Origin of the sequence: Nostoc sp. 'Peltigera membranacea cyanobiont' 232 (assembly GCF_002245985.1) — a bacterium.
Taxonomy (GTDB): Bacteria; Cyanobacteriota; Cyanobacteriia; order Cyanobacteriales; family Nostocaceae; genus Nostoc.
Map to the genome: position 1 here is coordinate 113,152 of NZ_NOLK01000001.1, position 22,309 is coordinate 135,460.

Annotated in this window: 22 protein-coding genes and 1 pseudogene; 9 read left to right on the forward strand and 14 right to left on the reverse strand. The window is 42.6% G+C overall.

Annotated elements, in window-relative coordinates; translation table 11 throughout:
• Nucleotides 1–582: 582 nt before the first annotated feature.
• Entirely contained in the window at nt 583–1,146 is a 564-nt protein-coding gene (locus tag CDG79_RS00465; RefSeq protein ID WP_094339741.1) for a shikimate kinase, read from the forward strand.
• A gap of 233 nt (nt 1,147–1,379) precedes the next feature.
• Nucleotides 1,380–2,276 (forward strand): acetylglutamate kinase, encoded by an 897-nt coding sequence (gene argB / locus CDG79_RS00470; RefSeq protein ID WP_094339652.1) that lies wholly within the window; start codon nt 1,380–1,382, stop codon nt 2,274–2,276.
• A 48-nt stretch (nt 2,277–2,324) separates the two neighbouring features.
• Here argB and CDG79_RS00475 read toward each other — a convergent pair whose 3' ends face one another.
• A complete protein-coding gene (locus CDG79_RS00475) occupies nt 2,325–2,750 on the reverse strand; it encodes a hypothetical protein (RefSeq protein ID WP_094339653.1) in 426 nt (141 codons plus the stop codon).
• 170 nt (nt 2,751–2,920) lie between these two features.
• On the opposite strand from CDG79_RS00475, the gene CDG79_RS00480 reads away from it, so the two are divergent.
• The 3 genes from CDG79_RS00480 (at nt 2,921) to CDG79_RS00490 (ending at nt 5,601) form a co-directional block, all read left to right on the forward strand.
• Nucleotides 2,921–3,463 (forward strand): tetratricopeptide repeat protein, encoded by a 543-nt coding sequence (locus CDG79_RS00480; RefSeq protein WP_094339654.1) that lies wholly within the window; start codon nt 2,921–2,923, stop codon nt 3,461–3,463.
• Nucleotides 3,464–3,489: 26 nt separating this feature from the next.
• Nucleotides 3,490–4,377 (forward strand): DUF3153 domain-containing protein, encoded by an 888-nt coding sequence (locus tag CDG79_RS00485; protein WP_094339655.1) that lies wholly within the window; start codon nt 3,490–3,492, stop codon nt 4,375–4,377.
• Between the two features lie 429 nt (nt 4,378–4,806).
• Nucleotides 4,807–5,601 carry an LmeA family phospholipid-binding protein gene (locus tag CDG79_RS00490; protein WP_189524841.1) on the forward strand — a complete coding sequence of 265 codons (795 nt, stop codon included), beginning with the start codon at nt 4,807–4,809 and terminating at the stop codon, nt 5,599–5,601.
• 212 nt (nt 5,602–5,813) lie between these two features.
• On the opposite strand, the gene CDG79_RS00495 is transcribed toward CDG79_RS00490, so the two are convergent.
• The 8 genes from CDG79_RS00495 to CDG79_RS00535 form a co-directional block, all read right to left on the reverse strand.
• Nucleotides 5,814–7,205 (reverse strand): UDP-glucose dehydrogenase family protein, encoded by a 1,392-nt coding sequence (locus CDG79_RS00495; RefSeq protein ID WP_094339657.1) that lies wholly within the window; start codon nt 7,203–7,205, stop codon nt 5,814–5,816.
• 150 nt (nt 7,206–7,355) lie between these two features.
• On the reverse strand, nt 7,356–8,306 hold the full coding sequence (locus CDG79_RS00500; protein WP_094339658.1) for a UDP-glucuronic acid decarboxylase family protein: 951 nt from the start codon (nt 8,304–8,306) through the stop codon (nt 7,356–7,358).
• A gap of 416 nt (nt 8,307–8,722) precedes the next feature.
• On the reverse strand, nt 8,723–10,861 hold the full coding sequence (locus tag CDG79_RS00510; protein WP_094339660.1) for a cation:proton antiporter domain-containing protein: 2,139 nt from the start codon (nt 10,859–10,861) through the stop codon (nt 8,723–8,725).
• 150 nt (nt 10,862–11,011) lie between these two features.
• Nucleotides 11,012–11,668, reverse strand: coding sequence for an HAS-barrel domain-containing protein (locus CDG79_RS00515; RefSeq protein WP_094339661.1), 657 nt, complete (start codon nt 11,666–11,668; stop codon nt 11,012–11,014).
• Nucleotides 11,669–11,858: 190 nt separating this feature from the next.
• Complete coding sequence (locus CDG79_RS00520; RefSeq protein WP_012411449.1) at nt 11,859–12,056, reverse strand: NAD(P)H dehydrogenase subunit NdhS; 198 nt, start codon at nt 12,054–12,056, stop codon at nt 11,859–11,861.
• A gap of 96 nt (nt 12,057–12,152) precedes the next feature.
• The gene (gene rodA / locus CDG79_RS00525) at nt 12,153–13,466 is read right to left on the reverse strand and encodes a rod shape-determining protein RodA (protein WP_094339662.1); all 1,314 of its coding nucleotides are present in this window, start codon (nt 13,464–13,466) and stop codon (nt 12,153–12,155) included.
• A gap of 173 nt (nt 13,467–13,639) precedes the next feature.
• Nucleotides 13,640–14,710, reverse strand: a complete 1,071-nt coding sequence (locus CDG79_RS00530; RefSeq protein ID WP_094339663.1) for an Mrp/NBP35 family ATP-binding protein — start codon at nt 14,708–14,710, stop codon at nt 13,640–13,642.
• Nucleotides 14,711–15,019: 309 nt separating this feature from the next.
• Nucleotides 15,020–15,544 carry a polyketide cyclase / dehydrase and lipid transport gene (locus tag CDG79_RS00535; RefSeq protein ID WP_094339664.1) on the reverse strand — a complete coding sequence of 175 codons (525 nt, stop codon included), beginning with the start codon at nt 15,542–15,544 and terminating at the stop codon, nt 15,020–15,022.
• A gap of 308 nt (nt 15,545–15,852) precedes the next feature.
• Here CDG79_RS00535 and hemF point away from each other — a divergent pair, with 308 nt between their 5' ends.
• Both hemF and CDG79_RS00545 read left to right on the forward strand, forming a co-directional pair.
• A complete protein-coding gene (gene hemF, locus CDG79_RS00540) occupies nt 15,853–16,893 on the forward strand; it encodes an oxygen-dependent coproporphyrinogen oxidase (RefSeq protein ID WP_094339665.1) in 1,041 nt (346 codons plus the stop codon).
• A gap of 232 nt (nt 16,894–17,125) precedes the next feature.
• On the forward strand, nt 17,126–17,494 hold the full coding sequence (locus CDG79_RS00545; RefSeq protein WP_094328250.1) for an STAS domain-containing protein: 369 nt from the start codon (nt 17,126–17,128) through the stop codon (nt 17,492–17,494).
• Nucleotides 17,495–17,563: 69 nt separating this feature from the next.
• On the opposite strand, the gene CDG79_RS00550 is transcribed toward CDG79_RS00545, so the two are convergent.
• Entirely contained in the window at nt 17,564–18,169 is a 606-nt protein-coding gene (locus tag CDG79_RS00550; RefSeq protein ID WP_094339666.1) for a chromophore lyase CpcT/CpeT, read from the reverse strand.
• Between the two features lie 204 nt (nt 18,170–18,373).
• Here CDG79_RS00550 and psb29 point away from each other — a divergent pair, with 204 nt between their 5' ends.
• Complete coding sequence (gene psb29, locus CDG79_RS00555; RefSeq protein ID WP_094339667.1) at nt 18,374–19,081, forward strand: photosystem II biogenesis protein Psp29; 708 nt, start codon at nt 18,374–18,376, stop codon at nt 19,079–19,081.
• Between the two features lie 68 nt (nt 19,082–19,149).
• Here psb29 and CDG79_RS00560 read toward each other — a convergent pair whose 3' ends face one another.
• The 4 genes and pseudogenes from CDG79_RS00560 to CDG79_RS00575 form a co-directional block, all read right to left on the reverse strand.
• The gene (locus tag CDG79_RS00560; RefSeq protein ID WP_094339668.1) at nt 19,150–19,512 is read right to left on the reverse strand and encodes a phage holin family protein; all 363 of its coding nucleotides are present in this window, start codon (nt 19,510–19,512) and stop codon (nt 19,150–19,152) included.
• A 293-nt stretch (nt 19,513–19,805) separates the two neighbouring features.
• A complete protein-coding gene (locus CDG79_RS00565; protein ID WP_094339669.1) occupies nt 19,806–20,486 on the reverse strand; it encodes an ExbD/TolR family protein in 681 nt (226 codons plus the stop codon).
• A 45-nt stretch (nt 20,487–20,531) separates the two neighbouring features.
• Nucleotides 20,532–21,260 carry a MotA/TolQ/ExbB proton channel family protein gene (locus CDG79_RS00570; protein WP_094339670.1) on the reverse strand — a complete coding sequence of 243 codons (729 nt, stop codon included), beginning with the start codon at nt 21,258–21,260 and terminating at the stop codon, nt 20,532–20,534.
• Nucleotides 21,261–21,423: 163 nt separating this feature from the next.
• Nucleotides 21,424–21,633 (reverse strand): annotated as a pseudogene (locus tag CDG79_RS00575) (MASE1 domain-containing protein); the annotation flags it as partial.
• 253 nt (nt 21,634–21,886) lie between these two features.
• On the opposite strand from CDG79_RS00575, the gene CDG79_RS00580 reads away from it, so the two are divergent.
• The gene (locus CDG79_RS00580; protein ID WP_094339671.1) at nt 21,887–22,201 is read left to right on the forward strand and encodes a YkvA family protein; all 315 of its coding nucleotides are present in this window, start codon (nt 21,887–21,889) and stop codon (nt 22,199–22,201) included.
• Nucleotides 22,202–22,309 lie beyond the last annotated feature (108 nt).

Consider the following 22,309-nt stretch of genomic DNA (forward strand, 5'->3'; position numbering starts at 1 on the left):
AATCCGCTTTTATTTCTGAATTAATTTAGCGATCGAAGGCAAGAGGCAACGGAAATAGGCTCTTTTTGTTGTACTGAGTTTTTTGAAAAATCAAATATTAGTTTAATATTGCTTGAGTTATTTTAAAGACATTAACAACAGTAGTTAATCGATCTTAAATAGAAGATAAATTTGTAGAAACTAAAAATAATTGAAAGTTAGAAAAGTTATAGGTAAATTTGATATCCATAAAGGAAAAACTTTAACCATTGTTGAAAATAAATTTATCGGAGGTTTCTTTTGTGGTTATTTAGGGAACTCCAAAAAATAAATTATTCAATTTATCTACTCAACTAGACTTCTTTCTTCCTTGTCTCCCTTGTCTTCCTTGTCCCCCTTGTCCCTCTGCGACGGAATATTTTTTTACTTGAAAATCCCTTATATTCCTGCGGAAATTACTAATGTCAGTATTGGAGAATCAATCAGGTGCATTAGCGCAGCCCAACCCAGGTATCGCTTGAATACGCACGGATGAGTCGTTGAGTTTATAATTGGAAACTGTGACTCAGAACTCAGAACTAATAATTGGAGCGAAGACAACTGGTGAGGAGCTTATTACAAGGAGTCAACCTATACTTAATTGGGATGATGGGCGTTGGTAAGACAACAGTAGGGCCCTTACTGGCAAAGCATCTGGGTTATGGGTTTGTAGATATCGATGGTGTCATTGCTAAAGCAACCAGTAAATCTGTCAGTCAGTTATTTGCAGAAGTTGGTGAAGCAGGGTTTCGCCAGGTAGAAAGTGATGTGCTTTCACAAGTTTGTGCTTTTACAAAATTGACCATAGCAACCGGTGGGGGAATTGTCCTGCGGCGAGAAAATTGGGGTTACTTACACCACGGTTTGATAGTGTGGCTAGATGTGCCAGTTGAACTACTTTACAGCCGTTTAGCTGAGGATACCACCAGACCACTCTTGCAAGATTCTGACCTCAAGGGGAAATTGCGATCGCTCCTCGAACAACGAACACCACTTTACTCTCAAGCCGATTTGCACATCACCGTGCAAGAGGGAGAAACACCCGAAGACATTGCCAACAGAATAATTGAGGTAATTCCTAGCGTACTGAAAAAACCTGTTTCTCATTTCATTAATGGGGAAGATTAAATATCTTCATAAATTAATTATTTTTTATCTGAAACCCTTGTAGAGACTATAGATTTGCCACTTAACAGTTCCCGTAAAAAGAGATAATAAAGGCTTTTATAAATCGCAAAAAGCAAAAATATTAACCAAACTTACCTCTCGTCTATCGTCTCTTGCCTCTTGGCTTATTGTTACAGGTTACAAAGTCTTCTACACTGACTGAAATAGCTTTTAACTCTCAACGGCGGCTCCTCATGACGGTCAACGATTCTGAATACATCAGGCAAACTGAAGCCACTCGTGTACGTGTATTAAGCGAAGCACTACCTTATATTCAACAATTCGCCGGTCGCACTGTTGTTGTTAAATATGGTGGCGCAGCAATGAAAGATAGCACACTCAAAGACAAAGTGATCCGCGACATTGTATTCTTATCCTGCGTCGGCTTGCGGCCAATCGTAGTACACGGCGGTGGCCCAGAAATTAACAGTTGGTTAGATAAGCTGGGCATCGAACCACAGTTTAAAAATGGTCTGCGAGTCACTGATGCCGCCACAATGGATGTGGTGGAAATGGTTTTAGTTGGTCGAGTTAACAAAGAAATTGTCGCCTTGATTAACCAAGCTGGTGGATTAGCTGTAGGGCTTTGCGGTAAAGACGGTAATCTATTTACAGCCCGTCCTCAAGGTCAAGAAGGCATCGGTTTTGTGGGAGAAGTCAGCAATGTTAACATCAAGATTTTAGAAACCCTCGCTAGCAATGGCTATATTCCAGTAGTGTCCAGCGTCGCCGCAGACGAGACAGGGCAAGCTTATAACATTAATGCCGATACCGTAGCGGGAGAAATCGCTGCTGCACTAGGAGCAGAAAAGTTAATTTTATTGACCGACACTAGTGGAATTTTAAAAGATTACAAAGACCAATCTACTTTGATCCCGAAAGTAGATATCCGCGAAGCCCGCGAGTTGATTGCTAATGGTATAGTCAGCGGTGGGATGATTCCTAAAGTCAGTTGTTGTGTGCGATCGCTTGCTCAAGGAGTCCGTGCAGCACATATAATTGATGGTCGCATTCCCCACGCCCTGTTACTAGAAATCTTTACTGATGTTGGGATTGGGACGATGATTCTCGGTTCGCAGTTCACATCATAGAAGTTAAGAGTGAGGAGTTTTCCGTTTTCCTGCTCCACACTCCCGACTCTACCAAGGATAAGTAATAATAACCCGCGAAGGTGCGGAGCAACTTGTTGTCGTCAGACATCGCCCGCCGTTAAATGGTGTACGATGCCATGAATTATTGATAATCACCGGATTAACTAGAGTTGATTCCCTAATTGCTGGATTAATCGGCGGGGAATTTCTCATGTTCTGCCTTATCCGGGGATAGGAATAATTAGGGTAATTAGTGCGTTGTGGTATTAGTCCGATTGTTGGATCTACAGGCATAGGTGTAGGAATCGGACTACCATAAATGAAGGAACCGACAGCAGGCAATCGCCTAACTCCATAAGCACCATCAATCACCATCGCCCGCTGGGCGGAGGCTGGAGCAATGCTTACGCCCATGACTGCTAAAGTCATACCTGCTAGGAGCCAATTCAGTTGCGAATGCTTGATTTTCAACATAATTTTGCTCACCTATATTTGATACCGGAATTTTTAATCAGAAAATAGTTGCAGCTACATAGTTAAAATTTTAGAAGTTTATCCAATTTCAGATTGTCAGTCTTTGAAAAGATTCCAAAAAGATTGCTGGTGTTGGCAAAATTAAAACAGTGCTAATTTTTGTATAAGACGTGAGTGCAGAAAGTTTAGAAATTGCTAAAACCTTCTACCAGACAGGGAAAATTGCCTTTGAAAATGGGCGATACCGCGAAGCCGTAGAAAATTTAGAAAAGGCCAGCGCCCTGTTAGCTCGAAATTCTCGCCTTGGTGGTGAAGTAGAAATTTCTTTGGTGACAGCTTATGAAGCGGCTGGACGCACGGATGATGCGATCGCTCTTTGCGAAAGACTCAAACGCCATCCATATCTTGAAAACAGCAAACAAGCGCGACAAATGCTTTACATCTTAAAAGCACCAAAGCTGAAAAGACCCAGTGAATGGATGACCCAAATCCCCGATTTGGGCAAACTACCTGATAATGAACTCAAAATTTCTGTACCTGCTAAACCTACTAAATCTTCTGTGCAGCAGAAGCCTAAACCTACGAAGCCAGAATTTGTTGACCTCAGTCAGGTCAATACCAGAGATAATCGCTTTATCTGGGTGGCGCTAATTGCCATTGGTTTAACCATCTCGTACTTGGTTTGGTTGAATTTTTCAGGAACCCCTGGCTGATACCATGTTGACTTTTGGGAAAATTTATGGTTTCAACTTCTTCAATTTTCGGAAAGATTTTCTTGTGGTTCATCAGACCATTTAGTTTTGTATTCACACTGAATGGTCGAAATCGGATAAAGCACGTCTTTCCCAGGCGAAATCCTATTCTGTGGCTAGTGCTGTTAACATCACTGTTACTGACTGGCTGTGTTAAGTACGATGTGGGGCTGAACTTTGATAATTCAAATAGTGGCGAACTAGTACAGCATATTAAGTTAGGAGAACGGCTAACCAGTTTTAGTGGCGATTCTGTATACGAATGGTTAAACAGTATAGAACGCCGCGCCCGTCAATTAGAAGGTAAAACGCAGCGAGTTTCCCAAGAAGAAATCGTCGTTACAATTCCTTTTAGTAGTGGTACGGAATTGCAAGAGAAGTTCAACGAATTTTTTAACCCCCGCGCAAATCAAACTTCTGAGTCTGTGCAGAGCAAATCTGACTCAGAACTGCCGAAAATTGAATCAAACGTCCTTTTGGAACAGAATTATTTTTTACTTTTAGTCCGAAATCGATTGATTTATGATTTGGATTTGCGATCGCTGTCTCTAATTGCCAGCAAAGGTAATGTTCTGGCTAATGCTGGTTCAATTCTCGACTTGGAATTTAGCTTGAAGACTCCTTGGGGAGCCAAAAATATTCAACTAACTGAAACAGCCATTGAACCAGAAAAAAATGGCAATCAACTGCTGTGGAAACTCCAGCCTGGTCAACTCAACCACATAGAAGCAGTTTTTTGGCTTCCCAGTCCTCTTGGTATTGGTGCGTTGTTAATTATCCTGTTTGTCTGGGGAGGATTGTACTTGAGATACAATTTCATGCCAGATCCCAGAATTCAGTTTCCTCCCAGAACAGCAGCTATCCAAGAACAGTAGACTATTCATCTGTTCAATATTGCCAGTTAAGTCGATGTATTCTCCATCGGCTTTTTTAGATCAACTTTGTGCAATTGGCTATACAGTGTTAGCACATTTAGAAAAATTAGCGATCGCAAGTGGCGGAACTGCTTCATGAGTTAGTAGTCTGTCAAGTTTAAATTGATGGGTAAGAAAGTTAGTTGTAAGGACTGAAGTCCTTATTTTATAAGCACTAAAGTGCTTACTACAAACTTTTCATTACTAGCTTGACAGACTACTAGTTCAATTATTCCCACCACCAACTTATAAGTAATATCTGATACAGTGAACTTGTAACCATCAGCCATCTAACTTCCATCCATCAGCACAATTAATCACGGGATCGCTTGCTGTATTCTTCACAGTTTGTTACAAAAGTACAAAGAACTTCTAGAGACTAAAAACCACATGTTCGGCGGACTTACTGGTTTACAAGATCCTAAAGGCACTGATTGGGGAGAGCGGATGCTCAACACAGTCGCCAGCCAAACGATTCGCCACCTGTTTAGCATGAGCGAGTCAGTAGAAGTCTTTGTGCGCTGCTACCCCTCCAGCAAACTGTTGCAAGGCAGTATTGATAGCTTCAAAATGAGCGGTCGTGGTTTGGTGATTCGGAAAGATTTCGCGGTAGAGGAGATGTCTTTTGAAACCGATGCGGTGGCCATTGACTTCGGCTCGGTTTTAAGTGGCAAACTCAGTCTTAAGCAACCCACTCAAGCGATCGCTCAAGTAATTTTATCAGAAGCAGGCATCAACCAAGCTTTTAGCGCGGAACTGGTTAAAAAGCGCCTGCTAAACCTCTCCGTACCATCCCTGACAGCATTATCTGGCGGTGAACCAGTTTCCTTTACGGAGGTTCAGGTGCAGCTATTACCAGAAAATCGGTTGCAGCTCGTAGCAAAAGCAGATTTAAATAATGGCGAACTTGTACCCCTGAGCATGATCCTAACTATAGGCATTGAAAGACGACGGCGAGTTTCTTTCAAAGATCCAAAAATCGAACTTGAGCAAGTACCAGAAGGACAACGGGAAATTTCCCAAACCTTGAGTGTCGCGCTGGTAGAAATTTTAGATAATATGGTTGATTTGGATCGTTTTGACCTTGATGGAGTGAAAATGCGACTCAACCGATTAGAAACTGAAGGTCAAAAACTTATTTTCAGTGGATATGCTGAGATCGAACGTATTCCAAATAGCGCTTGATCGGAAAAAAACGCAAAAGTTCAAAGTAAAGTTTTCCTGAACAGCTTTGCATGAAGCTTTATACAAATTAAATACCGCCCAGAATCATCTAGGCGGTAATTTAAATCTTTAAGTTTTGAAGGGAGTTAGGAGTTATTGATTATAGGTTGTAATTAATTTTTACTTATCACTCCTAACTCCTGTAGAGACGCGATTAATCCCGTCTCTACTTTCTACCTTCCCACGCCTACATATTGGAATCCAGCGCGGATGAGTGTTTCGGGGTCGAGGAAGTTACGACCATCGATGATAACGGGGTGAGCCATCAATTTTGCCATCTTCACATAGTCAAGAGTGCTGAACTGCTGCCATTCGGTGACAAGTACTAAAGCATCGCAGCCATCAGCTAGTCTTTCGGCATCAGTTTCTACTAGTACACCAGAAAGCCCATGACGCATACCTGTTTGAGAAATAATGGGGTCGTAAGCTTTAACTTTGGCTCCCAGTCTATTTAGCTGCTCAATTAAAATCAGGGCTGGAGCATCGCGCAAGTCGTCGGTATCTGGCTTGAAGGTCAGTCCGAGTAGTCCAACTGTTTTGCCTTTGAGAATTTTCAGAACCTGTTGGAGTTTCTCTAGAGCAATCAAGCGTTGACGTTCGTTGACACTGACGGCAGATTTTAGTAATTGGGCTTCATAACCATAGTCATCAGCAGTATGAATCAGAGCCGAGACATCTTTGGGAAAGCAGGAACCACCCCAACCGATACCAGCTTGTAAAAACTTGTTACCAATGCGGGAGTCTAGACCGATACCTTTGGCCACTTGGGTGACATCAGCACCGACGCGATCGCAAATATTAGCAACTTCGTTAATAAAACTAATCTTGGTGGCTAAAAAGGCATTCGCGGCGTATTTAATCATCTCCGCCGAACTCAGGTCTGTTGCCAGAATTGGCACTGGGGGTAAAGATTGATCGACAGCGTACTTGCGTTCCACAATTGGGGCATACAGTTGTTGCATCAAGGCTACTGCTCTTTGACTATTGCCCCCTAGTACAATGCGATCGGGGTTGAAGGTGTCGTGAACTGCCGAACCTTCGCGCAAAAATTCTGGATTGCTTACTACATCAAACTCGGCTACAAACTCAGGTAATTTTTCATCACTCGGCATTCCACCTGCGGGTACAAGTGCTTTCTGCCGCTCTGCAACACCATCTAGAACAAGCATCCGCACCCAGTCACCTGAGCCAATGGGGACTGTAGATTTATTTACTATCACCTTATAACCACCGTTGAGATTTTCTCCAATCCCACGGGCTACAGCTTCGACGTAACGAGTATCACTTTCACCAGTGGGTAAAGGTGGCGTTCCCACAGCAATAAACAGGATTTCTCCGTGGGAAACTCCAGCAGCAAGATCGCTTGTAAAATGAATCTTCTCGGTTTGAATGGCAGACTGCATAATTTCTGAGAGTCCCGGCTCAAAAATTGGGGACTGTCCAGACTTCATTAACTTAACTTTTTCTTCGTTGTTGTCTACGCAAATTACATCATGCCCAATATGAGCCAAGCAAGCACCTGTAACTAAACCAACGTAACCAGTACCAATAACGCAAACACGCATTCTTTAACTCCCTAACTTTTTTGGGTGTAGTCTTCAAAAATAAGTTGCCAATATGACACTTAACACACTGTTAGTAAACTCAGCCACTAAGCATACCAGCTACTGAGCGGGTGAGTTTGCATGAAAATTCAGCGCGATGTTAGGCGCTACTTAGTTGGTTGAATTATTGCCATCGCCTTGAATGCGATCGCGGAAATCTTCTATTGTCAGTTTTAACCCCTCTTGCAGAGGAATGGTAGGTTCCCAATTTAACCAAGTTTTTGCCTTGGTGATATCAGGCTGGCGACGGCGGGGATCGTCCGAAGGTAATGCCTCGAATTTAATCTTTGCATCCGGGTCGATCATATTTTGCACAGCTTGGGCCAATTGTAAAATCGTGTATTCACCAGGATTACCCAAATTTACTGGGCCAATATAGTCGCTATTCATCAGGCGGATGAATCCTTCTACCAAATCGGAAACGTAGCAAAAACTACGAGTTTGCGAACCATCCCCGTACACGGTTAAAGGATTACCCCGCAAGGCTTGAACTATAAAGTTGCTCACCACCCGACCATCGTTTTCTAACATTCTTGGGCCGTAGGTGTTAAATATCCGAACAACTCGAATATCAACTTTATTTTGTCTGTAGTAATCAAATGCTAAAGTCTCAGCAATTCTTTTACCTTCGTCGTAGCATGAACGGATCCCAATGGGATTGACGCTACCCCTATACTCTTCAGGTTGGGGATGAACTTCAGGATCTCCGTATACTTCACTAGTTGAAGCCAAGAAAAATCTAGCTTTTACACGTTTAGCCAGCCCTAACATATTCAGGGTTCCCATGACGTTAGTTTTAACGGTTTTAACTGGGTTGTACTGGTAATGGACTGGTGAAGCTGGACAAGCCAAATGATAAATTTGATCCACCTCTAACCGAATTGGTTCGGTAATATCGTGACGAATCAGTTCAAAGTACGGATGACCTAACCATTTAAGGATGTTACGTTTATGACCAGTGTAAAAGTTATCCAAGCATATTAATTCATGCCCCTCGGTCATTAATCGGTCGATGAGATGGGAACCAATAAACCCAGCACCGCCCGTCACCAAAATTCTCATAGTTTCCCAGTTACTTACAAATATTTTCAGTAGCTATTGCACTTACTTTTAGATTACCCAGCTTGGGGACAAAAATACAGAACTGAAAAAAGAACGAGTTTAATCAAAAAGTATTGTTGAATTTATCTATTTTTCTCCATTTATAACTTTGTGATGTTTTTACCCGCTTCTTTAACAATTTAACTAGCAAAATAACAAACTTACTCTCAATATTGTCAGTCTTCGACTCAAAGTTCATCAAATCTTCAATAACATAAAATGTTTTTATGGTTACTGGTGTTCTCATCTGGAAGCAGCAGAGAATCGACTGTAGGGATATCTGTATATTCCTACAGTCGATTCATTTGTTACAAAGCTTTTTGTAAATGCGGATTGCCAGCCCCAGTTCACTCAGATAGACTAAAATCTGCCCCATATCATACAGCAGATGTAATGCTAGTAACCGTGTTAGAGATCGCTATGTTTTTGCTTTGAGTGCGCTGCGGTTCTCCAAGTATGACAATGGAGCAGGTGAGTTGTCTGGCTAACTGGGTTGTAACATCGCTAACAGCTAACCCTCCAGGACTAGTACGATTACGGATAAAAGGTAAAACGACTAAATCATATAATCGTGCAGCCTGCAAAATTGCTTGGGCAACATTTTCATGAGCGATAATTTGAATTTCTGGAGCATTAGCCAAAGCTAAATTAGATACCATTAAGGAGAGATGCGATCGCCTCCAGGCAATTTTACTGGAACTGGTGCGGCGATCGCACACATTTAGCACAGTAATGTGACTCTGATTTGCCTCTGCCAGCATTTGGGCAAATTGTACAGGCTGTAATGTCGGTGCTGTTAAATTTTCTACTGGTACTAAGATGCGCTGAATTTTTTTCGGTGATTCTACTAGACGTGTCACTGCGACTGGACAATGGGATGCCCAAAGCACACCATCAATCACATTCCCAAATAAACGCGCTCGTAATCCAGTCCGTTTTCCCCAACCCATGACAATTAAATTAGCCTTTTGTTCGCGGGCAGCCCGGCTAATTCCTTGAGCAAAGGCATCATCAATTCGCAGCATTGGTTCTGCGGCCACGCCTAATACTCGACTGTGTGCCGTGGCTTTGGTCAATAACTGCTCACTGCGTTGTAGAGACGCTTCTAACTGTGGTGCATCCATCTGAGCAGCAGCAGTAGCGATCGCAAGCGGTATAATTTTCCCCTGAGATTGACGCGCTAATAAGACCGCCATTTCAATCAAATGCTGTTCGGTATGAGGATTATAGACAGGTACGACTATAGTAAAAGCACTACCTATCTCTGGTGCATTCTGGTCAGGTAGAGATGGTGCTGAATCTTCGCCTGGTAAGGAATTCAAACCAACAGCGATTCGACTGGTCATCAACGGCCCCAAGGTTGATGTGACAACCATTAAGACAATAACACTGTGTAATACTTCTAGTGGCAGCAATCCAGCCTGATATCCCACTAAGGTAGCTGCTAAAGTTGTACCAACCTGGGGAAGTGATAGCGACCAAATGGTTAGCGTTTCTTGCCACTTGTAGCGGTAAACTAGTTTTGTCAACAAAGCTGCAATCAATTTACTGACAATCAAACCGACTATCATCAACAGCGTTAACTTGAGTGTGTCTAGGTTGTTAGCAAAGGTGGGTAAATCGATCAGTAAGCCAAGGTCAACAAAGAAAATGGGAATAAACAGCACACTGCCAATAAATACCACCTTTTCTTTGACTGGGCCTTCACCCACCGCTTCATTTACTGCCAAACCCGCTAAAAAAGCACCAACAATTTTTTCTATCCCAATTAATTGAGCGCCCACTGCTGCCAGAAACACAGAAAGCAACACAAATAAAAACTTGTTTCCTTCGTCATCTCCAGACCGCTTGAAAAACTCCTTACCTGCCCAATCAAAACCTGTCACAACAGCAACAGAGTAAATAATTAACCAACCCGACAAGGTAAGTAGTTTAGCAAAGCTGAATGCTCCAGCATGAGCAACACCTACACAAACGGCTAAGATTAGCACTGAGCCAACATCTGTAAAAATCTTAGCTCCAATAGTCACAGTAACAGCTTCGTTGTTTACCACTCCCAAACGGCTGATTATCGGATATGCCAAAAGGGTATAGGAAGCGAATAAGGAGCCAATTAAGATGGAAGTATTCCAGCTATAGTCTAAAATCAGCCCAACTAAGGTTCCCATTACTAGGGGGACACTAAAAGTCAGGCTAGCAAATCCAAAGGCACGACTTTTTTGCCGACGAAACTTTTCTAGATCGACTTCTAGTCCTGCGACAAACAGCAAATAAATTAACCCAATGTCTGATAGCAGGTTAATCATCGGCGAGTCAGATTGAAATAAATTCCAGCCGGAAGGCCCAAGTACTAGCCCTGAGAAAACCAAACCCACTAATCCTGGTAATCTTAGCTGCTCAAACATGATGGGTATAACTAAAATAACCACCAGCAAAATAGCAAAAGGAACAATTGGTTCCTTGCCAAGAACTTGGGAAGTTGGTTCCAGAACAAGAACTTGTGAGATGAGTTCCATAGGTAGGAATTGAAGGAGCTATGGTAAAATTGCGATTACCTTGGGGGCGATCGCCTGATGATATAAATCAATGCAGAAGCCACCTGACGAAAAATCAATAAAAATATTAATAACTTACCCTAACTAGGCAATTGTCCAAGAACTAACTACCTACGGATGGATTTGACTTAAAATAAACCGCAAGCGATCGTAGTCATCTTTAAGTAGCACGCTTAGATTACGTGCAGCTTTAATGAGCCATTCTCGGTCAGCTTTGCGTAACTGGTATACATCTCGAATGGCAGCTGCGGTTAAAGACTCGACTGGCGCACCGTTAATACAAAGTAGTGTCCGCAAAAAATCTAGTTCTTCAGTAAATTTAACGATCGCTTCTGGTTCACACCGATAAACAGCTTGATGAATTTGCGGGGGACGGGGTGGTAGATATTGATATATTCTTTGGTTATAACCTCGATTCTGGGAAGACTCCTCAAATCCCACGATCGCAGATCGAAATTCTGTTCTCAGCATGGCAAATATCTGTGGTTGTTCCTCGCGTAAGTCTTGCAATGACAACCCCAAAGCCCTAGCTCTGTGGACTGAATCTATGGGCGCAGTTGTAGCATAATATACTATTCCATAAACTTGATTGCCAGATTCTTCATCCACAGAACAAACCCAACTACCAAAGGGTGGCATGGAGGGAAAGCTCAAATCTTCTGGCTCTAAACACTGAGCTAAAAATTCTGTACTAGTAGTCTCAATCACCTCCGCAATGTGGTTGGGATGGCGATCGCCAGTGGCAAACTGTGGTAAAGGGAGGCGCATGGTAATTTAGTCATTAATCATTGGTGAGCCAGCCACTGCGGTCTTCTCCCAAAGGGAGAGGCTAGCGCCAAGGGGGTTTCCCCCATGAGTGACTGGCGTTAGCGAGGCACGAGCGTCACCCGTAAGGGTCATTAGTCATTATTTTTTGCCAAAGGACAAAGGACAAAGGACAAAGGACAAATGACTAATCTTATTTGGCTTTTTTCCGTCCGGCTATGGTCTCTACGAGTTCTAATTCACTCAGGCGAAAGGTAACTAATTTATCCCAGTTACCACCTTCAAATAATACGGCTACTTTGCCATCAGTCAGTCGTTGCACGAGTCCTTCGTAGCGATAGTAGGTATCTGCGGGATTTTTGACGCGAACAGTTGCTCCAGGCAGAATCATGTTTTTAGCCTCGCTTGTTTCCTTTTAATAGCTTAATACTTCTTAATAGTCATTTGTCATTAGCAATTGGACTTTGGACAAATGACTAATGACGAATCAATAATACTTCTGCTTTTGGCGAAAATTTGCTACCGATTCTACGATTCCCAAGGAAATGAAGTTAGTCAGCATAGCAGAACGCCCATAACTCATCCAGGGTAGGGGAATTCCGGCCACAGGCGCTAAACCTACAGTCATGCCAACGTTCACAATCACTTGAAACACGATCATGGATAAAACGCCAATAGCCAACAAAGAACCAAAGTTGTCTTTGGCGGTTTGGGCGACATGCAGTAGACGGAGGCAAATTAAGCCGAAGACAAACAGCACTAACAAACAACCAACAAAACCGAATTCTTCCCCCACTGCGGAGAAAATAAAGTCTGTATGCTGTTCAGGTACGAAATTTAGTTGTGTCATTGGCCCCTTGAACAAACCCCATCCCCAAATTTCACCAGCACCAATGGCAATACGAGATTGGATTAAGTGATATCCAGCACCAAGTGGATCGTGATCGGGATCCATGAATACAGTTAGCCGATCTTTTTGGTATGGTTTTAAAATATGGTTCCAAGCGAAGACTCCTAATTCGCCACCGAATATATTGAGAGTCCATGCACTGATAGCACCAAAACCAAATCTCCGCCAGGGCAGAGTTTGCCAGCCCACAATAGCCATCGCAGCAGACCAAATTAGCCCTAATGGGCCAAAAGATAGTTCTTTGAATAAAACTATCGGCTCTGAGAAAGGCCAAGATATACTAAACAAAATGGCAGCAACCACAGGAGAAATCATCAGAATTAACCAGCCTGGGTTAGCATTTGCCCAGTAAAGCATTCCTAAGACGATCGCACCAAAGACCAGTGATGTTGCTAAATCTGGCTGCAAAAATACTAATCCCCAAGGGATGGCAGTGATTGCCAGAACGCGGAAAACACCTTCGAGGCTAGAAGCAGTCTGCCTGTGTAGCAAAGCCGCTAAGGTGATAATCATGCCGATTTTGGCAAATTCTGAGGGTTGTACGTTAAAGCCGGCGATACTAATCCACCTTTGTGCCCCTTTAGCACTAGTACCAGCAATCATCACAGCAATTAAGCTGAAATTCGTTAGTGAGTATGTTAACCAGTGCCACTGCATCAAGAGTTCGTAACGGATGCGAGATAAAAATAGGGCTATAAGCACGCCGATACCAGCTACCATCCAGTGCCACCACCAGTCCGTTACTGGCTGCTTCAGTTCTGTACTGAGAATCATGGTGCCACCAAAGATACTGATAGCAACTGGCAAACAAAATAGGAGCCAATCTACATGCTGCCAGGGCTTAACCCAAGACTTCCAGCGAATTTTGGGGAGCGATCGTTTTAACAACATTGTGTCAATTTAGACGTTAGCTTTAATTGTTGGGATTGGGCATTGGGCATTGGGAATTGGGAATTGGGAAAAAATCAACAGTTATCCTTCCCCTACTTCCCCACTCCCTAATACCCAATCCTTAGTATTCCCAAGCTATAGCCCAGGAAGTAGATAGAAATTAAAATTTATAATTATGTTAGGGCAGCAACTGATACTTTACCAGCAATGGTAAGAGCGATCGCGGTTAATGCTTTTGCCGAAGCTGAATCTGGATCGCCAACAACTATCGGCACACCACTGTCACCACCAACTCGTGTGGAAATTTCTAGTGGTACGCACCCCAACAGTGGCACTCCTAATTCGGTGGCTGTTTTAGAGCCACCACCAGAACCAAAGATGTCATATTGCTTATCAGGTTGGTCGGGGGGGATAAAATAGCTCATATTTTCCACAATTCCCAATACCGGGACATTCATCTGCTGGAACATCCGCAATCCCTTGCGAGAATCTAACAGGGCTACATTTTGCGGTGTGGTGACAATTACCGCCCCTGCCATTGGCACTGCTTGAGTCAAAGTTAACTGAGCATCTCCGGTTCCCGGTGGCATATCTACAATTAAATAATCTAATTCTCCCCATTGCACTTGATAAAGAAACTGGCGAATTACACCATTGAGCATAGGCCCCCGCCAAATTACTGGTTGATCTCGGTCAATCAAAAAGCCCATTGATACTAATTTGACACCGTGATTAAAAGCAGGTTCTAGGATATCACCTGTTTCAGTGGAACGCACAGTAATTTGAGCATCAGCCAGACCCAGCATGGTGGGGTCATTGGGGCCGTAAATATCAGCATCTAACAAACCGACTTTCGCCCCAGTTTGAGCTAGAGCCACTGCAACATTTACCGCCACCGTACTTTTACCAACACCACCTTTACCACTGGAAACAGCAATAATATTTTTGACACCAGAAATACCAGTGCGGTCTGGCAAACTTTTTTGTTGCGGTGTTTCTGCGGTTACTTCTATACTGACATCTGTAACACCTGGTAGCTTTTTGACAGCTTTCTGACAGTCTTCAACGATAAATTCACGTAAAGGACAAGCAGGAGTGGTCAACACCAAAGTGAAACTAACCTTACCATCGTCAATTTTGACGTTACGAATCATATTCAGTTCCACCAGACTTTTGCGGAGTTCTGGATCTTCCACTGGTCGCAAAATTTCTAAGACAGAGCGAGAATCGAGGACATCGTACATAAAAATTCAAAATTCAAAATGAATAAATACACTTGTGGCGAACTTAGTTATCAACTGGATACTTTCTTAAGTAAGGTCAGCTTAGTGGTTTCACTGTCAATGCCGTAATAAAATTTAGTAAATGGCATTATTACCTATATAGAATCTTAACTTTCTTTGGGCATTGGGAATTGGGCATTGGGAATTCGACACTTGTACTGAGCATTGGCATAGCGTCTCGTCGAGAAGTTGTTGGCGCAGTATCTTGTAGAGAACTATTGGACATGGGTTAATTCTCCTTGTCCCTCTTGTCTCCCTTATCCCCCTTGCCTAAAAATCAAAACAACTGTCATTAATGGATTTTTTCTTACTAGATACCGTTGGCAATGCCGTCTTTTCGACTGCCTCGATTAAAGACCGTGCTACGCGGTCTACATAAGGACGGGATAAAGACCAAATTAAGGGTGATAACCATCCGCGTAGTGTTACAGAATAAGACAAACAAGTACCACAAACCGTTGATTCTACTTGATAAGTTATCCGTTCCTCTATCCCAGGAATCGCTAGCACTCGGATACTCAGCATCTCTTTAGGATTGACGCGCTCCACAAAGATACGGATAGGAATCGGTGAAAAGCGCGTTACTGCGTGAAAAATCAATCCTGGTTTGGGTACTAATCCGTAGGGTACGTTAGTACTCTTAAGTAGTGGATGCCAAGAAACATCTGTTAAGTCAGCGACTTTTTGCCACAATTCATCTACAGAAGCAGAACTTATCTCTCGATACGTCCGCACCAGAGAAGCGCAAAACCGACGACGTTTGCGGTGGATGAATTTGGATAACCAATCTTGCATTTTCCTAATCCTCCCCCTCTCTAGACACTTTCTGGTAACTCTGGTATTGTGGGCAACTACGCTCAGTTCTTGGAATGCCAAATGAGCGAAATAGTAAAAATTAACAAAAAAAACTCAGTCAATATACAAGCCTATACGCATTTGAGGGAAAATAACTCTAGTGATGCCTATCAATCGTATAAATGCTTAACCAGTAAGAAAAAAGCGGGTTGGGCAAATAGAGCTTGATTGTTGGCGCGTGTTTCCCCCAAATTTTAAGATAAGAAATTTGTGGCTTTCTGGAAATTGTAATTTAGGTTTGGGAATCTATGTTGACCAACTCGCAAACACCAACTCTAGCAGCAGAATCATCCAAGTCCTTGCCAGCACCTGACGCTCAGACTAGAGTCAGTCAGTTTATGAAACAACTGCAAGACGAAATTACCGAATCTTTGGCAAAACTAGATGGTGTGGCTAAGTTTCATGAAGATAGTTGGGAACGTCCTGAAGGGGGTGGAGGGCGATCGCGCGTGCTGCGAGAAGGTGCAATATTTGAACAAGCAGGTGTGAATTTTTCTGAAGTTTGGGGTTCCCATTTGCCAGCCTCAATTTTAGCCCAACGCCCTGAAGCCGCAGGACATGGCTTTTATGCCACGGGAACTTCAATGGTGTTACACCCACATAATCCTTACGTGCCGACAGTTCATTTAAATTATCGCTACTTTGAAGCGGGGCCAGTTTGGTGGTTTGGTGGTGGTCTTGACTTGACACCTTATTACCCTTTTGCTGAAGATGCGGCACATCTACACAAAACATTAAAACAGGCTTGTGACAAACACCACCCAGACTATTACTCGGTGTTTAAGCGCTGGTGCGATGAATATTTCTACCTCAAGCATCGTGATGAGACACGAGGTGTAGGTGGTCTATTTTTTGATTACCAAGATGGCCAAGGTGCTTTATATCGCGGGCCAAATCCCAATGGAGACGCGGCTATGCATAGCAATCAGGTGGGAACCCCAGAAACCCGTAATTGGGAAGATTTGTTTGCCTTTGTCCAAGACTGTGGCAGAGCATTTTTACCAGCATACGTACCCATTGTAGAACGGCGACATGGGATAGAGTATGGCGATCGCCAACGGAATTTTCAACTCTACCGCCGGGGACGGTATGTAGAATTTAACTTGGTTTATGACAGAGGTACTATTTTTGGTCTGCAAACCAACGGACGTACCGAATCAATTCTCATGTCCCTACCACCCTTAGTGCGCTGGGAATATGGCTATCAACCGGAACCCAATACCCCTGAAGCCGAGTTGTATGAAACCTTCCTCAAGCCTCAAGATTGGATCAACTGGACACCCAGTTAATAGTGCTGAGTTAGGAGTTAGGAGTTAGGAGTTCTTCCCTATCTCCCCCACTCCCCACTCCCCCATTTTTAATTGCTACTCAGTACTGTTTTAGTGAGTTAAACTACTAAAGTTAAGCACTTAGCAGAAAAAGGTGACAATTTTAGCTATGGCTTGTTAATCTCAAGTGACAGCATTAGACAATTCTGTGTAACTAGCTAATCTTAAAAGGAATGCCACGGGGAGGGCTTTAGTGATTCAGATAGACCAAAAAACTTATACAACCCAAGACGGAAATACCGTTATTGTCCTGACACCAGCAGGTCGCCTAGACATTACCACCGCTTGGCAATTTCGCCTGAAATTACAAGAGTGTATTTCTAAACTCAGCCGCCATGTAGTTGTAAATCTGGCTCAGGTAAATTTTATTGATAGTTCTGGTCTAACGTCTTTGGTAGCGGGGATGCGCGATGCTGATAAAGTCAAGGGCAGTTTCCGCATTTGCAATGTACATCCAGAAGCCAAACTCGTGTTTGAAGTGACGATGATGGATACTGTCTTTGAAATCTTTGAAACAGAAGAGGAAGCTCTAGAAGGCGTACCTCGTAGCATCGCTAGCTAAAAAAGGGTTAGGAGTTAAGAGTGAGGAGTTAATTGAAACTTCATAACTCGTAACTTATGAAGCATAAGTTTATCTTATTTTATACTGATTTCGCTTGGTGTAGCGATAAGGGCCCATAATCGCTCCCCAAGTTGCTTTTCCAGTTGCTGGATCGATTCCTTTGTCATAGCTGTGAAATTCCGCCGCAGTAGCTTCAAAACCCAAGGAAACATAGGCGCTATTGCCAAGATAGGTAAAGCTGCAACGACTCTCTGGTTTTGGGGTAGCGGTAAACTTATAGCGATCGCCAGCTAGTGTTTCCTGAGCTACTGTTAGGATACAACCTGGTAGTAAATCTAATTGTTCGGATGTCAGTGTGTTTAAGAGAGCAGGGTTATTGCCTGCACCTCTTAATGCATCTGGATTTTGAGGCATGTAATATTGTACTTCCAGAGATGTGTGAGAGTTGCTACCCTGACGCAACCGCATAATTCTCTGGCGGTAAGGTTTATCTAGGTTAATCGCGTTAGCTTGTTCGGCAAACAGGGTGATGCTATCTTCTGTGAACAAATTCACTGGTCTTTGCCACATTCGGAGATGGACATACCAAACTGGTTCCCCTATGGCTTGTTCCTGATTATCAAATTCACCTGCTAGGTACTCACCTAAAGCAATTAACTGTGGCGAGAAGTTCATAAATGCGATAAATAAATCATTATAGATAAAAATTTTTGGCTAGTTTTTTTAGAGGAAAGGGTCTTATCCCCTATGGCTACTAGCTTATAAAATACTTTTGATTTGTTTATATTGTAAATGAAACCCTCACCAGTCAAAAGCTAAACTTGGCAAAGTAGCCTTTAAGCGTGAAAATAAAGATACGTCGCCCTTAACATTTTCTTTGTGAATAACGTCCGTACTGTCTCTGATACAAAACGAACTTTTTACAATCTTCACACCCGTCCGATTAACACTATTTATCGTCGGGTGGTAGAAGAATTGATGGTAGAAATGCATCTACTTTCAGTAAATATCGATTTTAGCTACAATCCAATTTATGCCTTGGGCGTCGTCACGACTTTTGACCGCTTCATGCAAGGCTATCAACCAGAACGAGATCAAGAATCGATTTTTAATGCCCTATGTCGGGCTATAGAACAAGATCCGCAACACTATCGACAGGATGCGGAAAGATTGCAAGCTGTAGCTAAAGGTTTGCCAGTTAAAGATTTAATTGGGTGGCTAGGCCAAACTACTTACTTAGATCGAGATGCTGACTTGCAAACACAACTGCAAGCGATCGCCAATAATCCTAACTTTAAATACAGCCGTTTGTTCGCAATTGGTGTATTTTCGTTATTGGAACAGTCAGATCCTGAATTAGTCAAAGATGAAAAGCAACTCACCGAGGCGTTAAAAGCGATCGCGGCTGGCTTGCACGTATCTGATGATAAACTCAACAAGGATTTGGAGTTATACCGTTCTAACCTAGACAAGATGGCGCAAGCCCTAGTGGTGATGGCAGATATGCTCTCAGCCGATCGCAAAAAACGCGAACAACGTAAACAACAATCAGCTACCCCCGTTGCTCCCCCAAGTTCCAACGAATAGTTAGGAGTGAGGAGTTAGGAGCGATCAGTTCTTAATAACTCCTAACTATTAACTCCTCGCTATTAATTTTAAACACCCAATAATTTGTAGATTAAGCTGTTAATTATAGTCAGCGTAAATGCCCCAATAACAGCACTCCAAATCCCATAACGTAAGCGAAAGCCCTCTACTAACCAAGCAGCAATACTAAAACAAACTACGGCAATCATAAATGTGAAAATGCTTGATAGTAAGTCCAATGTGAGTAAATTGGGGACTGCAAAAATGAGGCTTAAAATCGGTCTGACTATTGCCGTCACGATACCAAGCACTGCGGCAGAAAGGAAGGCTTTACCAGGAGTATCAATTTCAACTCCTAAAGGTAATTTACTAATTATCAACAGGCTGATAGCTGTTACTAGCCAAACAATTAAAAGCGTAACGATATTCATGCCACAATCCCTGAAACGTGAATGGCAATTGGTGATAAATTACTTCAGTTTATCGGTGTAAAAATCTTTAAAGCTCAACCAATTATTTGTAAATTAGCAGAAGTTTGATCGCTAACCGAATTTTGTTTTAGATATCTTTAGGATTGAGAAAAAGCTTCAGAGGGAATAAGGAAGAAGCAGGAGAGCAAGGAAACAGGGGGCAGAAGGGAAAAAAGTAATTTTTAATTCTTCCCCTTGCACCCAGCAAGAACTGCTCCTCTGCCTTTTGTGCCCAATCCCCCATACTTCCTATTTCATCTTTTCAGAGGAGGTTGGGTTTGTTTGGGTGCTACAGGCACTTTGGATGCTGGTGGGTTGGAAATACCAGGATTGATAGGACTGATACCTTGTCCAGTTGGAGGCTGACTTAGGCCAGGTAAGGGTACAGAATTAGGTGCTAAAGGAAATTTAGGGCTAAGATTGCCTTCAGGATTGATGCCTGGAACTGTTCCTGTACCAGGATTGATTGGGAAAGAGGGAATATTAGGCTGGTTGAGTGAGTTTGTGGGTAGTTGAGATGGGCCAGGAATAATTCCCAAAGAAACGCGATCGCCTCCTACTTGCCGTAACAAATCCAATGTCTCAATCACATCATTATAAGTTGCTGTTCGCGAAGCATTCAGCACCACAATAGCACTGGGGTTTGCTTGGAGATACTGTTTTAACCTCGCTCCCAAATCGTCGCGTTTTACAGGCTGTTTTTCTATGTAAGTATTGCCGACGGCATCGATAGTTACAATCAAACTTCCACCCTGTGATGTTATTCCAGATACTGTACTAGGGCTGGCTTTGGGCAAATCAACATTTATTTCCTGTTGCCGCGTAAATTGTAATGCCGCTAATAAAAAAAATATCAGTATACAAAAAACAACATCAATTAAAGGAATGATTTGGATTTGGACTTCTTCAATTGGGGTATGTAGATTAACTTTCATTTTCTCAATTTAAACGTCTGGTTTTCGGGTTGAATTCTTGCTGGACTAATTAGCTGCATTAGGTGGTTCAGGAGGTTCAGGCAACCTAGTCTTTCCTGGCTTACGGGGTGGAGTAAAATTTTCCCGCACAATTGCTGATGTACTATTACTAAAATCAGGGGGGGATTGGCGGTAGAGTAATTCCATTTCATTCCCTGCCTTCCGAAAAACTTTGATTTGGTTAACTACAAAACTTTGAAATAGGCGATAGAATACCAAACTAATAATGGCAACTATTAGCCCTGTTGCCGTACTAATTAAGGATTCACCAATACCAGTAGTTACCCCAGCTGTCGATTCAGTTCCCAAATCGCCAATCCGAATTGCGCGAAGAGAATGGATTAGACCCAAAACAGTACCCAATAATCCCAGCAGGGGCGCGAGGGCAATCACGGCTTCTAAAAGCTTTTCACCCCGCCGCATTCCAGCCAATTCATCTTCTGCTGTAGCCTCAAGTGCTAATCGAAAGGTTTCCACATCAGTTTTTGGAAAACGTAAGGGGGCATAGAGAAAACGTCCGACAGGTTGATGACTTGCTTGTTTGGCAATGTCCGCAGCTGCTTGCCAATTATCCTGAGCAGCATCCAGAATGCGATCGACTATTTGCTTTTCCTGAGTCAAAATTCGCAGCCAGAACCACAGACGCTCAAAAATCACACTAAAAGCCAGAACCGATAGGACAAGCAAAGGCCACATCGCTGGCCCGCCCTTATAAAATAAATCTAAAATATCCACTGTTTAAGTTTCCTCCCTCCATAACTAGAGCAAATGTGCTAAAGCATTTTAATTCTAGAGATTAATGCAAAATGAGGGACTTCCAAAATATAAATTTATCGAAAAGCTAAAAAGACACTGTAAGCATGGCGTATTTGACTCAGACTGGTTGACAAACCTAGTGCTGGGTAGGCAATTGTAGGTAGGTAATATTGCCATGAACAAAGTTCATCGGGTTGTTGATTTTATATGCCACACCTGCCACCAGTTGACCCAGACTAGACATTTTTTCACTTTGAACCATTTGTGCTTGAGTGTGCTGCAATTCACTCAAAGCGCTTTTGAGTTCGGCGGTGCGTTCTTCTACCCTGTTTTCTAACGCTGTAAAGGATTCCCCTATAAAATAAACAATCAACATCTATACAATTTATTTGTTGTTAGGGAATTACTACTACAGCACAGCAAAAATAAAATTTACAGTCCGAATCAATGAAACCCTTGCAATCCTATACTCTTGTGGATAATTACAGAGTAGGTATTTGGTGGAAAATTACGAGTAGCGTCATCCAGACTAACTAGGACGGTTATTCCCACCGGGAGTTTTTAGGATAATTTGTCAAAATTAAAGATAACTGGAGGTTAAAAATATGAAATTTTCAATCCAATCACTTTACACCTGGTATCGCAATGTGCTTCGTAACCCGAAGTACCGTTGGTGGGTAATTTTAGGAACGCTAGTCTATTTGGTCAGTCCAATTGATATTCTCCCAGATTTTATACCCGTTGCGGGACAGATTGATGATGTTTTCCTTTTGACTCTGCTAGTTAGTGAAGTGTCTGGACTGGTGATTGAAGGCTGGAAAGCTCGTAAGGGCGATCTAGGCACTGAAGCACCTAATACTACTGAAGCTTCTACTACCACTGCAAGCACTATTGATGTTGATGCCGTTTCAGTTAAATAGCTTTAACAAAACCCCTGCTTTTTGAATCTGAGGTAGGGGATATTTTTTTATACTTAAAAAGGGGGACTTAGAAGTATTTATAACTTTTGATAGTGACAAGGAGACTTT

Excerpts from the sequence above, each read along its gene's own strand:
- CDG79_RS00565 (WP_094339669.1), bottom strand. The coding sequence starts at position 20,486 with ATGAAAGTTAATCTACATACCCCAATTGAAGAAGTCCAAATCCAAATC.
- argB (WP_094339652.1), top strand. The coding sequence starts at position 1,380 with ATGACGGTCAACGATTCTGAATACATCAGGCAAACTGAAGCCACTCGT.
- CDG79_RS00580 (WP_094339671.1), top strand. The coding sequence starts at position 21,887 with ATGAAATTTTCAATCCAATCACTTTACACCTGGTATCGCAATGTGCTT.
- CDG79_RS00475 (WP_094339653.1), bottom strand. The coding sequence starts at position 2,750 with ATGTTGAAAATCAAGCATTCGCAACTGAATTGGCTCCTAGCAGGTATG.
- CDG79_RS00560 (WP_094339668.1), bottom strand. The coding sequence starts at position 19,512 with ATGAATATCGTTACGCTTTTAATTGTTTGGCTAGTAACAGCTATCAGC.
- CDG79_RS00495 (WP_094339657.1), bottom strand. The coding sequence starts at position 7,205 with ATGCGTGTTTGCGTTATTGGTACTGGTTACGTTGGTTTAGTTACAGGT.
- CDG79_RS00515 (WP_094339661.1), bottom strand. The coding sequence starts at position 11,668 with ATGCGCCTCCCTTTACCACAGTTTGCCACTGGCGATCGCCATCCCAAC.
- CDG79_RS00485 (WP_094339655.1), top strand. The coding sequence starts at position 3,490 with ATGGTTTCAACTTCTTCAATTTTCGGAAAGATTTTCTTGTGGTTCATC.
- hemF (WP_094339665.1), top strand. The coding sequence starts at position 15,853 with ATGTTGACCAACTCGCAAACACCAACTCTAGCAGCAGAATCATCCAAG.
- CDG79_RS00520 (WP_012411449.1), bottom strand. The coding sequence starts at position 12,056 with ATGATTCTGCCTGGAGCAACTGTTCGCGTCAAAAATCCCGCAGATACC.
- CDG79_RS00500 (WP_094339658.1), bottom strand. The coding sequence starts at position 8,306 with ATGAGAATTTTGGTGACGGGCGGTGCTGGGTTTATTGGTTCCCATCTC.
- CDG79_RS00530 (WP_094339663.1), bottom strand. The coding sequence starts at position 14,710 with ATGTACGATGTCCTCGATTCTCGCTCTGTCTTAGAAATTTTGCGACCA.
- CDG79_RS00550 (WP_094339666.1), bottom strand. The coding sequence starts at position 18,169 with ATGAACTTCTCGCCACAGTTAATTGCTTTAGGTGAGTACCTAGCAGGT.
- CDG79_RS00510 (WP_094339660.1), bottom strand. The coding sequence starts at position 10,861 with ATGGAACTCATCTCACAAGTTCTTGTTCTGGAACCAACTTCCCAAGTT.
- CDG79_RS00490 (WP_189524841.1), top strand. The coding sequence starts at position 4,807 with ATGTTCGGCGGACTTACTGGTTTACAAGATCCTAAAGGCACTGATTGG.
- CDG79_RS00535 (WP_094339664.1), bottom strand. The coding sequence starts at position 15,544 with ATGCAAGATTGGTTATCCAAATTCATCCACCGCAAACGTCGTCGGTTT.
- rodA (WP_094339662.1), bottom strand. The coding sequence starts at position 13,466 with ATGTTGTTAAAACGATCGCTCCCCAAAATTCGCTGGAAGTCTTGGGTT.